Annotated in this window: 8 protein-coding genes; 7 read left to right on the forward strand and 1 reads right to left on the reverse strand. The window is 61.4% G+C overall.

The annotated features are described in order from the left end of the window. Positions 1-23 precede the first annotated feature (23 nt). The 5 genes from VG99_RS13360 (at position 24) to VG99_RS13380 (ending at position 8501) form a co-directional block, all read left to right on the forward strand. The gene (locus VG99_RS13360) at positions 24-1436 is read left to right on the forward strand and encodes a phosphohexomutase domain-containing protein (protein ID WP_044500712.1); all 1413 of its coding nucleotides are present in this window, start codon (positions 24-26) and stop codon (positions 1434-1436) included. After that, the gene (gene galE, locus VG99_RS13365; protein WP_044500714.1) at positions 1433-2449 is read left to right on the forward strand and encodes a UDP-glucose 4-epimerase GalE; all 1017 of its coding nucleotides are present in this window, start codon (positions 1433-1435) and stop codon (positions 2447-2449) included. Before VG99_RS13360 ends, galE begins: the two co-directional genes overlap by 4 nt. Before the next feature lie 106 nt (positions 2450-2555). Continuing rightward, positions 2556-4550 (forward strand): polysaccharide biosynthesis protein, encoded by a 1995-nt coding sequence (locus tag VG99_RS13370; RefSeq protein WP_044500717.1) that lies wholly within the window; start codon positions 2556-2558, stop codon positions 4548-4550. 802 nt (positions 4551-5352) lie between these two features. Next, the gene (locus VG99_RS13375; protein WP_044500719.1) at positions 5353-7152 is read left to right on the forward strand and encodes a DUF1302 domain-containing protein; all 1800 of its coding nucleotides are present in this window, start codon (positions 5353-5355) and stop codon (positions 7150-7152) included. Positions 7153-8057: 905 nt separating this feature from the next. Next, the gene (locus tag VG99_RS13380) at positions 8058-8501 is read left to right on the forward strand and encodes an REP-associated tyrosine transposase (protein ID WP_044500721.1); all 444 of its coding nucleotides are present in this window, start codon (positions 8058-8060) and stop codon (positions 8499-8501) included. Positions 8502-9191: 690 nt separating this feature from the next. Here the strand turns inward: VG99_RS13380 and VG99_RS13385 are convergent. Beyond that, entirely contained in the window at positions 9192-10238 is a 1047-nt protein-coding gene (locus tag VG99_RS13385) for a helix-turn-helix domain-containing protein (RefSeq protein WP_044500724.1), read from the reverse strand. Positions 10239-10501: 263 nt separating this feature from the next. Between VG99_RS13385 and VG99_RS13390 the strand changes: the two genes are divergently transcribed. Both VG99_RS13390 and VG99_RS13395 read left to right on the forward strand, forming a co-directional pair. Beyond that, positions 10502-12346 carry a DUF1302 domain-containing protein gene (locus VG99_RS13390; RefSeq protein WP_044500726.1) on the forward strand — a complete coding sequence of 615 codons (1845 nt, stop codon included), beginning with the start codon at positions 10502-10504 and terminating at the stop codon, positions 12344-12346. 24 nt (positions 12347-12370) lie between these two features. Further along, positions 12371-13741, forward strand: coding sequence for a DUF1329 domain-containing protein (locus VG99_RS13395; RefSeq protein WP_044501656.1), 1371 nt, complete (start codon positions 12371-12373; stop codon positions 13739-13741). Positions 13742-13783 lie beyond the last annotated feature (42 nt).

The raw sequence follows: 13783 nt of genomic DNA on the forward strand, positions 1-13783 counted from the left end.
AAGATTTAACCAAAGGAACCTCTATGTCTGAGATCACTTGCTTCAAGGCCTACGATATTCGCGGCCAGTTGGGCACCCAGTTGGATGAGTCCATCGCCTATCGCATTGCCCGGGGTTTTGCCCAGTGGCTCAAGCCCAAGCGGGTGGTGCTGGGGGGGGATGTGCGGGAGACGTCGGCGGTGTTGAAGGCGGCCCTGGCCAACGGGCTGCGCGACGAAGGCGTGGATGTGCTGGACCTGGGTATGGTCGGCACCGAGGAAGTGTATTTCGCTACTTTCCATCTGGGGGTGGACGGCGGGATCGAGGTGACAGCCTCGCACAACCCCATCGATTACAACGGTTTCAAGCTGGTACGCGAGGGCTCGCGCCCGATTTCGGCTGATACCGGGCTGGCGGATGTGCGCAAGCTGGCCGAGGCCAATGTCTATGAGCTGGTCGATGGCCGTGACCCGACGGTGCCGGAAGAGTCCCGCGGCAGCTATGAGCTGGTCGACATCCGCGCTGACTATATCGAGCACCTGCTCGGTTATATCGACCCGGCGGCCTTCACACCCCTGCGCCTGGTGGTCAACGCCGGTAACGGTGCGGCTGGCCCGGTGGTGGATGCGCTGGAGAAGGCCTTTGCCGAGCTGCATATGCCGGTGGAGATGGTGAAAATCTGCCATGAGCCGGATGCGACCTTCCCCAATGGCATTCCCAACCCGCTGCTGACCGAGAACCGCGGTCTTACCCGGGATGCGGTGCTGGAGTACCGCGCCGACATGGGTATCGCCTGGGATGGTGACTTCGACCGCTGCTTCCTGTTCGACGAGCAGGGCCGCTTTATCGAGGGTTATTACATCGTCGGGCTGCTGGCCGAGGCCTTCCTGCAGAAGGAGCCGGGCGCGCGCATCATCCATGACCCGCGGCTGGTGTGGAATACCGTAGAGCAGGTGGAGCAGAACGGTGGTACTGCGGTGCAGACCAAGGCCGGGCACGCTTTCATCAAGGAGCGCATGCGCGCTGAAGACGCGGCCTACGGTGGCGAGATGAGCGCCCACCATTACTTCCGCGATTTCGCCTATTGCGACAGCGGCATGATCCCCTGGTTGCTGGTGGCGGAACTGGTGTGCCGTAAGGGCAAGCCGTTGTCCGAGCTGGTGGGTGAGCGCATTGCAGCTTATCCGTCATCTGGAGAGATTAACCTGACGGTGAACGATGCCCCGGCGATGCTCAAGGCGATCGAAGCCCGGTATGCAACAGGCGCGCTGGATATCGATTACACTGACGGCCTCAGTGTCTGTTTCGCCGACTGGCGCTTCAACCTGCGGGCCTCCAACACCGAGCCGGTGATCCGCCTGAACGTGGAGAGCCGTGGCGATGCCGACCTTATGCAGCGCGAGACAGACAGACTAGTGGAAGCGATTCGCGCTATAGATCAGGGACAGAATGTATGAGCAAGACCATCTTGGTGACGGGTGGCGCGGGCTATATCGGTTCGCACACCTGCATCAGATTGCTGGAGTCGGGCTACCGGGTGGTGGTGCTGGATAACTTCAGCAACAGCAGTCGGGAAGCCGTGCGGCGGGTGGAAGACATCGCCCGCCATGCCGTGACCTTGATCGAGGGCGACATCAACGATGCGCCCTTGCTCGATCAGCTGTTCCAGGAGCATGCGATCGACGCGGTGATTCACTTTGCCGGCCTCAAGGCGGTGGGCGAGTCGGTGGCGCAGCCGCTGCGCTACTACCACAACAACGTCAGCGGGACGGTGGTGCTGTGCCAGGCGATGCAGCGGGCCGGCGTCAAGAACATGGTGTTCAGCTCCTCGGCAACGGTGTATGGCGACCCGGCGTCGCTGCCCATCCGCGAAGACTTCCCGACCAGTGCGACCAACCCCTATGGCCGCTCCAAACTGATGATCGAGGAGATGCTGGGCGACCTGCATGTGTCCGATCCGAGCTGGAACCTGGCGCTGCTGCGCTACTTCAACCCGGTGGGCGCGCACCCGTGCGGGCGTATCGGCGAAGACCCGGCGGATATCCCCAATAACCTGATGCCCTATATCGCCCAGGTGGCGGTGGGCCGGCGTGAGCGGTTGAGCGTGTACGGCAGCGATTACCCGACCCATGACGGCACCGGCGTGCGCGACTACATCCATGTGATGGATCTGGCCGAGGGGCACGTCAAGGCACTGCAGTGGCTGGAGCGTGGGTTGGGCGTCAAGGCCTTCAACCTGGGTACCGGCAAGGGCTATTCGGTACTGGATATGGTCCGTGCCTTCGAGCGGGCCTGTGGCCACGAGCTCCCCTATGTGCTCACCGACCGCCGCCCCGGCGATGTCGCCAGCTGTTATGCCGACCCTACGCTCGCGCAGCAGGAGCTGGGTTGGAGTGCGACGCTGGAGCTGGACGCCATGTGCGCCGACGCTTGGCGCTGGCAGTCGCAGAACCCTGACGGCTACCGGTAAATTCTGAACATTCTGTTACACTCGCTGTCGCACCTTTGTCAGGCCGCAGCCGCACGGTGATCTAACCGGGCGCGGGCCTGCTATTTAAAACAGAGGTTTTTCTGCTGTGAAAGAACGACTGATTGAACTCAACCATAACCAGAAACGCTCCATTCAGATCGTAGCTGATGTCATCCTGTTGTCGCTGGCCCTGTGGCTGGCGCTGTTCCTGAGCCTGGGCGATAGCGGCTGGCGCAAGCCGGAGAACGGGCAGGGCCTGTTGTTCCTGCTGGCGCCGCTGCTGGCGTTGCCGCTCTATGTGCGCATGGGCATGTACCGCGCGGTGATGCGCCATTTCGGTAACGTCGCGCTGTTCTGCATTGGCAAGGCGGTTACCTTCGGCTTCCTGGCCTTTGCCGCTATCGTCATCGTGGCCAAGGATCTGGGCTGGGCGGTGGAATTTCCCCGTTCGGTGTATTTTTCCTACTGGGCATTGAGCCTGATCTTTATTGGCGGCCTGCGGCTGCTGGCCCGGGAATACTTCATGGGCGACTGGCTGACCGCCGGCCTGCCGGCCATCCGCGCCCGCGATGGCGAGGTGTCCGGGCAACCGGTGGCGATCTATGGCGCCGGTGCCGCGGGCACGCAACTGCTGGCCTCGTTGAAGGTAGGGCGCATGTACAAGGCGGTGGCCTTTGTGGATGACGATCCCCAGCTGATCGGCCGCACCATCGCTGGCTTGCCGGTGTACTCCGGTGACCAGGTGGGCAGCATGATTCACGAGACCGGTGCCGCAGAAATGCTGCTGGCGCTGCCGTCGGCCACTCGCGCCCGCCGTCAGGAAATTCTCACCAAGCTGCAAGGCCACGGCCTGCACGTGCGGACCATCCCCGGCATCATGGACCTGGCCTGCGGCAAGGTGAAGGTAGACGACCTGCAGGAAGTGGACATTGCCGACCTGCTGGGCCGCGACCCGGTGCCGCCGGATCCGTCGCTGTTCCAGCGTTGCATCAAGGGCCAGGCGGTGATGGTGACCGGCGCGGGTGGCTCCATCGGTAGCGAACTGTGCCGTCAGATCATGCTGTCCGAGCCGACTACCCTGGTGCTGTTCGAGCACAGCGAGTTTGCTCTGTATGAAATTCACAGCGAGCTGGAGGGCTGGATTCGCAGCCGCAAGCTGGAAGTGCAGCTGGTGCCGATCATGGGGTCGATCCGTAACTTCGGCCGCCTGCAGGATGTGATCAACGCCTGGAAGATCAACACCATCTACCACGCCGCGGCCTATAAGCACGTGCCCATGGTGGAGCACAACATCGCCGAAGGCATCATGAACAACGTGTTTGGCACGCTGAATACCGCCCAGGCGGCGATCAAGTGCCAGGTGGAGAACTTTGTGTTGATCTCCACCGACAAGGCGGTGCGCCCCACCAACGTGATGGGCTCCACCAAGCGTCTGGCCGAACTGGTGCTGCAGGCCCTGAGCGCCGAGCAGGCACCGCGCCTGTGGGGCGAGGAGTCGGTCAGCCGCGTCAACCGTACCCGCTTTACCATGGTGCGCTTCGGTAACGTGCTGGGCTCGTCGGGCTCGGTGATCCCGCGCTTCCGCGAGCAGATTCGCCGGGGCGGCCCGGTCACTGTGACCCATCCGAGCATCACCCGCTACTTCATGACCATCCCCGAGGCCGCGCAGCTGGTGATCCAGGCGGGTGCCATGGGGCAGGGCGGTGACGTGTTCGTACTGGATATGGGCGAGCCGGTGACCATTGTCGAGTTGGCGCGCAAGATGATCATGCTCTCGGGCCTGACGGTGCGTGACGAAGCCAACCCAGCAGGGGATATCCCCATCACCTTCAGCGGCCTGCGCCCCGGCGAGAAGCTGTATGAAGAACTGCTGATCGGCGACAACCCCGAAGCCACCGCCCACAGCAAGATCCACCGGGCCAACGAGGTGTTCATCTCCTGGAATCAGCTGTTGCCGATCCTGAACAACCTGCGCCAGGCCGTGCGCGACGATGACTACAACATGGTCCGCGAGACGCTGCTGGCGACTGTGCAGGGATATGCGCCGAGCAATGGCATTGTGGATCTGTTGTATGAGCAGCATTTGAAGCTCGGTAGCTGACTTCACTAATGGCTAGTTACTTGAAAACCGGAGCTTGTGCTCCGGTTTTTGTTTTTGGGGCTCCTGGGATGGTCGAGCCCCAGCTCGACCGCGGGGGTGCGGGGTACGCTTGTGTCAAGCTGGTGCTTGACCCTCCCAGGGGGTGATTCGGGGTGTTCGGGGCTGGCCCTGGGATGGTCGAGCACCAGCTCGACCGCGGTGGTGCGGGGTGCGCTTGTGTCAAGCTGGTGCTTGACACTCCCAGGAGGTGATTCGCGGATGGTGGGACTGGCTCCTGGGATGGTCGAGCACCAGCTCGACCGCGGAGGTGCGGGGTACGCTTGTGTCAAGCTGGTGCTTGACACTCCCAGGAGGTGATTCGCGGATGGTGGGACTGGCTCCTGGGATGGTCGAGCACCAGCTCGACCGCGGTGGTGCGGGGGTACGCCTGTGTCAAGCTGGCGCTTGACACTCCCAGGAGGTGATTCGCGGATGGTGGGACTGGCTGCTGGGATGGTCGAGCACCAGCTCGACCGCGGAGGCGGCGAGTGCGCTGTGTCAAGCTGGTGCTTGACACTCCCAGGGGGTGGCTTCGGGATGACGGGGACTGGCCCCTGGGATGGTCGAGCACCAGCTCGACCTCGGAGGTGCGGGGGTACGCCTGTGTCAAGCTGGCGCTTGACACTTCCAGGGGGCGGGCTTGTCTTATCAGTTTTCTGTTCTGTGACCTACCTCCAATAAAAAACTGAACAACCATTCATTCGCTGCTAATCTCTAATTGGCGCTCCAAGGAGCCCAATGGACGAATAAAGGGATTAGCACAATGACAAGAAAAAACGATCCTCGGCCGCTGGTTCTCGCTGCACTGGCAACCGGCTTGGCTTTCACTCCCCTGGCGCAGGCGGTGTCCTTTACCTGGGGCGAGATTGAGGGGCAGTTCGATAGTGAGCTGTCCATCGGCGCGAGCTGGGCAACGGCGGACCCCGACAAGGATTTTATCGACCCCTACAACGGCGGCCGGGCGGCGGCCAAGACGACCGATGATGGCCGGCTCAACTTCGACAAGGGCGATGCGTTCTCGAAGATCTTCAAGGGCTCCCATGACCTGGAGCTGCGGTACGGGGACTCCGGCGCGTTCATCCGCGGTCGGTATTGGTACGACTTCGAGACCAAGGACGGCAGCCAGCACTTCTACGACATCAACGACGACGGCCGCGACCCGCTGCAAAAGGGCTCGGGCATCGCCCTGATGGATGCCTTCGTCTACCACAACTACTTCATCGGCAATAACCCCGGCAACGTCCGCCTGGGTCGCCAGGTCGTCAGCTGGGGCGAGAGCATGTTCATCGGCAACTCGATCAACAGCATCAACCCGATCGACGTGTCCGCCTTCCGCCGCCCCGGCGCGGAGATCAAGGAAGGGCTGATCCCGGTGGAGATGCTCTACCTGTCCCAGGGGCTGACCCAGAACCTGACCGCGGAGGTGTTCTACCAGCTGAAATGGGCACCGAGCGTGGTGGACAACTGCGGCGCCTTCTTCTCCACCAGCGATACCCTGGCCAAGGGCTGCGACGACCGGCTCGGCGTGGCGGCGGACAACCCGCACGGCAGCACACCGAGCATCATGTACCCGCCCACCAACCTGACCACCGACTACAACGTGCGCTACGACAAGGACCGTGACGCGAGTGATAGCGGGCAATACGGCGTCGCGCTGCGCTGGTTTGTGCCGGCCCTGAACGACACCGAGTTCGGCCTGTACGCGATGAACTACCACAGCCGGGCGCCGGCGTTCTCGGTGGTGCGCGGCTACGACACCGTGGTGCCGGGCGTGCCGGGGATCAACGGCGTGAGCGGGCCGGCGGGGTATTTTCTCGAGTATCCGGAGGATGTGCGGCTGTATGGGCTGAGCTTCCAGACCAGCGTGGCCGGCTCGACAGTGGCCGGGGAAATCAGCTATCGGCCTAACTACAACCTGCAGATCAATACCTCGGACCTGAGTCTGACGGCAATTCCGGCCGGGGTGCTGGGGTATCTGTACCCGACGCCGGTGTATAACGGCGACGACGTCGCGCTGGGGCCGCTGGATGAGATAAACGGCTATCGGCGCAAGGAGCTGTGGCAGGCGCAGGTGTCCGTGGTGCACCTGATTGACCGCGTGCTGGGCGCGAGTCGGTTGAATATCGCGGGGGAGGTGGGCATCAACTACATCGGCGGCCTGGAAAGCGGCGCTGGCAGCACCCGCTATGGTCGCGATCCGTTGTTCGGCCAGGGTCCAGCGGTGGATGGCGTCTGCTACGGCCAACGTCCGGAAAATGACCGCTGGTGCGAGGACGACGGCTATGTCACCCGCTCGTCCTGGGGGTACCGGGTAAGGGCTGGGTTGGACTACAGCAACGTCATCGCCGGCATCAATCTCAGCCCCAACGTGGCCTGGTCCCACGACGTCAACGGCTACGGCCCCAACTTCATCGAAAACGCCAAATCCATCAGCCTCGGCCTCAACGCCGACTACGCCAACCGCTACCAAGCGAGCATCAGCTACACCAACTTCTTCGACGGCAAATACAACGTCATGACCGACCGGGACTTTGCTGCGCTGAGTTTCGGGGTGAGTTTTTGAGCAAGGCTCGGCAAGGGCGTCCTCAGGCCCAAACCCGGGGCGTCCTTCGGCCGCCATTCGCGGCGAGGTCGCCCCTCCTACAACGGGTCGTGCGTGCGGCAAGGTAACCGTTAATACCTACCTTCGCGTGTTGCACAAACCGTAGGAGGCGCGACCTCGCGGCGATTGCAGGCCGCAAGGCCTGCCGGTATCAGCCAGCACGATGTTGCCGGCTAGCCCCCCAACCCCGGGCGTCCTCCGGCCGCCATTCGCGGCGGGGCGGTCCGGCGATCCGGCGCCCCTCCTACAACGGATCGTGCATGCCCCACGGTGACCGTCCATACGAAAGACCGAGCATGTTCCACAAACCGTAGGAGGCGCGACCCCGCGGCGATCGCAGGCCGAAAGGCCTGCCGTTATCAGCCAGCACGATGTTGCCTGCTAGCCACCCAACCCCGGGCGTCCTTCGGCCGCCATTCGCGGCGGGGCGGTCCGGCGATCCGGCGCCCCTCCTACAACGGATCGTGCATGCCCAAGGTAACCGTTAATACCAACCTTCGCGTGTTACACAAACCGTAGGAGGCGCGACCCCGCGGCGATCGCAGGCCGAAAGGCCTGCCGGTATGAGCCAGCACCATATCGCCGGCTAGCCACCCAACCCCGGGGCGTCCTTCGGACGCCATTCGCGGCGGGGCGGTCCGGCGATCCGGCGCCCCTCCTACAACGGGCCGTGTATGCCCCACGGTGACCGTCCATACCAAAGACCGAGCATGTCGCACAAACCGTAGGAGGCGCGACCCCGCGGCGATCGCAGGCCTAGACTAATCGAGCCGTAAGCCGACCCACGTCACAACTCCACCGAACGTTGCTTCCCTAATGGGCTACCGCTGGCTTTAATACCCCGACCTCCCAACAGAGGTCCAACAATGACCCAACAACCTCCCCGCGCACATAACCTGCGAAAGGGCCGATACTCTGAGCCCAGCCGCTTATACCTGGTCACCGCTGTTACCCGTGGTCGCCGACCAGTCTTCGCTGACTTGCAATCAGCCCGCGCGCTTATCAATATCCTGCGCAACGAGGATCGGCGCAATCAGGTGCAGACCTGGGCCTACGTTGTCATGCCGGACCATTTCCATTGGTTGCTACAGCTTAACGACGAGACCCTGTCCAAGGTGGTGGGCAGGGTGAAGAGCCTCAGCTCGCGGCAGCTTGGCCATTCCCTATGGCAAGACGGTTTTCACGATCGAGCGGTGCGGGAAGAAGACGACCTGAAAGCCATGGCTCGCTATGTCATTGCCAATCCTTTGCGCGCTGGTTTAGTAGAGTCGATTGGTGAGTATTCCCATTGGGATGCGGTTTGGGTTTGATTGGGCATGTTCCGCGGTAACCGTCCATGCTATAGGCCGTGCATGTTGTGCAAACTGTAGGAGGCGCGATCGGATCGCCGCATCGCTCGCGGCGATTGCAGGCCGGAAAGGCCTGCTGGTATCAGCGAGCACGATGTCGCCGGCAATTCACCCAAACCCGGGGCGTCCTTCGGCCGCCATTCGCGGCGAGGTCGCCCCTCCTACAACGGATCGTGCACCAATACCCCGCATGTTGCACAAACCGTAGGAGGCGCGACCCCGCGGCGATTGCAGGCCGGAGAGGCCTGCTGGTATCAGCCAGCACAATGTTGCCGGTTAGCGACCCAAACCCGGGGCGTCCTTTGGACGCCATTCGCGGCGGGGCGGTCCGGCGATCCGGCGCCCCTCCTACAACGGGCCGTGCATGTCCCACGGTTGCCTTTAACACCAACACCCCGCATTGCACGAATTGTAGGAGGCGCGACCCCGCGGCGATTGCAGGCCGCAAAGGCCTGCCGGTATCAGCGAACACGATGTTGCCGTCTAGCCACCAAACCCGGGGCGTCCTTTGGACGCCATTCGCGGCGAGGTCGCCCCTCCTACAGTAGGGCGTGCATGCCCTTCGGTTTGTAGGAGGCGCGATCGGATCGCCGCATCGCTCGCGGCGCTGCAGGCCGAGAGGCTTGCCAATCCCGTCACCCCGCGACTGCCTTACGCCAAAGGCACTGCTGTTTCCTGGTTTTGATCGCGGAAGGCCGTGGGGCTCATGCCGGTCCAGCGGCGGAAGGCGCGGGTGAAGCTGCTGGGGTCGAGGAAGCCTAGTTCGAAGGCGATGCGGCCGAGGTTGAGGCGGTGTTCCTGGATCAGTTTGATGGCCAGTTCCATGCGCACTTCATCCAGCAGCTTTTCATAGGTGGTGCAGGATTCGCTGAGCTTACGCCGCAGATGCCGTGGGCTGACGTTGAAGGGCATGGCGACCAGGTCTTCGGAGACTTCCCGTTCGGACAGCAATACGCGAATCCGCTGTTTCACCTGCTCGGCAAAATCCACATTGGGCAGGTCTTCGAGCATGTCTGCCAGGGATGCGTCGAGGCGCTTCAGCAAGAACGCATCCCGGCTCGGCAGCGCGACTTCCAGGGCGCGGCGGTTGAGGCGGATGGCGGTGCGCTTGCAGCCCAGGCGCACCCGCGTGCCGAGGATGTGTTCGCATTCGGCGCGGCGTTTGTCCATGTCGTCGGCCAGGCGTACTTCGATGATCAGCGGCAGGTTGCCGGTATCCAACTCCTTGAAATTCGCCACACAGCGCGACACCAGTGCCTCTATCTGCAATGGATGGGCGGCGCCCTTGGCTTCGAAATACACCGTCAGGTGGAACTCGTCTTCGACGGTATACAGCTGAATCTGCGTGCTGAACACCTGGATAAAACGCACCATCCGCTGGACAGCAGCGCCGGCTGTCTCGCTGGAGCGCGCGGCGAGGATAAGGAGTTCGCAGGTAGGGGTGGAAAAGGCGTGGCCCATGCGCAGGGCAAAGCAGTCGTCGCGGCTGAGCGTGGCGGCGGCATGCCAGAGTCGGTTCATGTCAGTTTGGCTGACTTGCTCAAGGCTCATATCATCCGAGGCATTGTATGCACGCAGATCTTCGGGAAGATCGCGGGTCTGTTTGCCGTAGCTGAGAAGTGCCTGCGTTATGCCCTTGGCCCACAATGCGCGCTCCTGCAAGCGGGCGCAGGGCAGCGGGGGATGGATCTGATTCATACCGGACCCTCATTCTTTTTTTTATTTTGTAACGATTCCTATCGCTGAGACATAACATAGAGTAATCCCGGCGATTGTGCAAAAAAACGCAACAGACCATTGCGAACCGGAAATAGTGCCCATTCAGTTGATGAATGTCCTGCGGGGCCAACGTATTGGTCCGAATCGGGCAAATCCTTCCAGCGAGCCGTGACAGACTTGAATCCGACCCTTGGGCTCTCAGGAGGCCTGGGGGTATGGATCCAATCTAACGGAGCAGCACAATGACAAAAACAAAGCATGCTTGGGCGTTGGCCGCATTGCCCCTGGCAATCGGGCTCGCAAGTGTTACAGGCTCGGCAAATGCAGTCACTTTCAATATCGGTGCAGTAGAAGCTCAGCTGGATTCCCAGCTTTCCATCGGCGCCAGCATGTCAACAGCCAATCCGGACAAGCGTTTCATCCATACCCTGACCGAAATCGACGGCGAGAATCAGGGCGGTGAGGCGGCAGCTCGGACATCGGACGACGGACGTCTGAATTACGAAAAAGGAGATGTGTTTTCCAAGATTTTCAAGGGCTCCCACGATCTGGAACTGCGCTACGGTAACTCCGGCGCCTTCATCCGCGGCAACTATTGGTACGACTTCGAGACCAAGGACGGCAGCCAGGACTTCTACGATATCGATGATTCCGGCCGCCACCCCCTGCAAAAGGGCGCCGGTATCCAGCTGCTCGACGCTTTCGTCTACCACAACTATTCCATTGGCAATAACCCAGGCAACGTGCGCCTCGGCCGCCAGGTCGTCAGCTGGGGTGAGGGTGTCTTCATCCAGAACGGTATCAACTCTATCAACCCGATCGATGCTTCCGCTTTCCGCCGTCCTGGTGCGGAACTGAAGGAAGGTCTGCAGCCGGTTGAGATGCTGTATCTGTCGCAGGGGTTGTCCGAGAACCTGACCATGGAGGCGTTCTACCAGCTGAAGTGGCATGGAACCATCGCGGATAACTGCGGTACCTTCTTCTCGTCCTCCGATGTGGTTGGACGCGGGTGTGTGGACCGGCTGGTGTGGTCAGGCCTGGACTTGCCCCAGGGTGACCCAGACCTGAGAGACGGTTTCGTGCATCCGGCGCTCGGTACGTATGCCAGTTATATCGTTCGAGCAAGAAAAGATAAGGAAGCGAGCGATAGCGGTCAGTTTGGTGTCGCTTTCCGCTGGTTCGTGCCTGAGCTGAATAATACCGAGTTCGGTTTCTATGCACTGAACTATCACAGCCGTAACCCCCTTTATTCGAACATCAAAGGCGGCTTGGCTGCTGTGGGTCAGCCTGAAGTTATCGGTATCGATGGCGCGCTTGGGGCTGCCGGCTATTTCTTTGAATATCCAGAGGATATCCGGCTGTACGGTATCAGCTTCGGTACTGATATCGGCGGTATGTCGGTAGCAGGTGAACTGAGCTATCGACCGAACATGCCGTTACAGATCAACAGCGGTGACATGAGTCGTTCCGCGCTTGCCGATACGCTTGCACCGGGAGACAACACGCACCGAGGTAACCCATGGGCGCCCGGCGATTACATGCAGGGTTACGAGCGCAAGGAGTTCTGGCAGGCGTCTATGAGTGCCGTGCACTTCATTGACCGGGTGATGGGCGCGAGCCGTCTAGCGCTGGTAGGTGAAGTCGGTGCGAACTATATCAGCGGAATCGGCAGTGGTGACGGCGAAACGAAGTTCGGTCGAGACTCACTGTTCGGTCAAAGCCCATTTGCTGATGGCACCTGCTCCTCCAACTCCGGCGCTGCCGGGGAATCTCCCCGTGCCGGCAGCTGGTGTGAAAACGACGGCTTCTTCACCGACTTCTCCTGGGGCTATCGTGTACGTGCGTCGCTGGACTACAGCAACGTGTTCGCGGGCGTCAACCTGAGCCCGAACGTCGCCTGGTCCCATGACGTTAAGGGTTACAGCCCCAACTTCGTGGAAAACGCCAAGTCAGTCAGCTTGGGGGTCAACGCCGATTACGCCAACAAATACAACGCCAGCCTCAGCTACACCAACTTCTTTGACGGCAAGTACAACACCCTGGTTGATCGCGACTTTGCCGCTATCAGCTTCGGCGTAAGTTTCTAAGCAGGCTAGGAGAAAAAAATGCATATGCAGAAAACAATAATAGGTGCCTGTGGTTTGGCGCTCAGTTTGATCGCCTCCAGTGTTGCAGCGCAGAGTCTTTCCCAGTCTGAAATTGATCAGCTGGGCACCACCCTGACGCCGATCGGCGCTGAAAAGGCGGGTAACGCTGCGGGTACCATTCCCGAGTGGACCGGCGGCCTGCCGACCGACGCCGGGAAAAGCATGGATAACCACTTCCTGGAGAACCCCTTCAAGGGGGCCCAGCCGGAGTTCGTGATCACGGCGCAGAACTACCAGCAGTACCGGGAGAATCTGACGCCTGGCCAGGTAGCCATGTTCGAACGCTACCCTGAGACCTTCCGTATGCCGGTCTACCAGACCCAGCGTACCGTGGGCTATCCCCAGGAGATATACGACCAGGTCAAGCGGACCGCTGGCCAGGCCAAGCTGGTCAACGGTGGCGACGGGATCGAGAACGTTACTCCGGGCGCGTCCTTTGTGTTCCCGGTGCCCAAGTCGGGTGCTGAGGTTATCTGGAACCACATGACGCGCTACCGCCTGAACGTGCACCGCTGGTACATGCAGGCGATGCCGCAGACCAATGGCTCCTTCACTCTGATCAAGCTGGAAGAGGAGGTGGGTTACCCGAACCTGATGCCCGATATCGATCCGGCATCCATGCCCAACACGCTGCTGTTCTTCAAGCAGCGGGTGAACGCGCCCGCCCGTCTGGCCGGTAACGTGCTGCTGGTGCACGACAGCCTGGACCAGTTGAAAGAACCGCGGATGGCGTGGGTATACAACGCCGGTCAGCGCCGCGTGCGCCGTGCGCCCCAGGTGGCCTACGACGGCCCGGGTACCGCGTCGGACGGTATGCGGACGTCGGACAACTTCTCCATGTATAACGGCGCACCTGACCGCTATAACTGGAAGCTGGTCGGCAAGAAGGAAGTCTTCCTGCCGTACAACTCCGGCAAGCTGACGGAACAGGGTCTGAAGTATGCGGACGTGCTGAAAGCCGGCCACGTGAACCCGGAACACACGCGCTTCGAACTGCACCGCGTGTGGGAAGTGCAGGGCGACGTGAAACAGGGCCAGCGGCATATCTATGCGCAGCGTAACTTCTTCGTGGATGAGGACTCCTGGCAGATCGGCCTGGCGGACCATTACGACGGTCGTGGCACGCTGTGGCGCGTAGGTGAGGGCCATATCGCCTTCAACTACAAGCACAAGATCCCCGGTTATGCCCTGGAGACGCTGTATGACCTGTTGGCCGGTCGTTACATCGCCCTGGGGATGTACACCGAGGAGGCATCCGCTCCGCAATATGGCGGTACCCCGCCAACCTACAACCAGTTCACCCCGGCTGCGTTGCGGGCCTCAGGGGTACGCTGATTGATGTAGTTGTGCTGTAGTACGTTTGGACGTTTGGGTTTG

Source organism: Pseudomonas saudimassiliensis (genome assembly GCF_000939975.1).
In the GTDB taxonomy this organism is placed as follows: Bacteria; Pseudomonadota; Gammaproteobacteria; order Pseudomonadales; family Pseudomonadaceae; genus Halopseudomonas; species Halopseudomonas saudimassiliensis.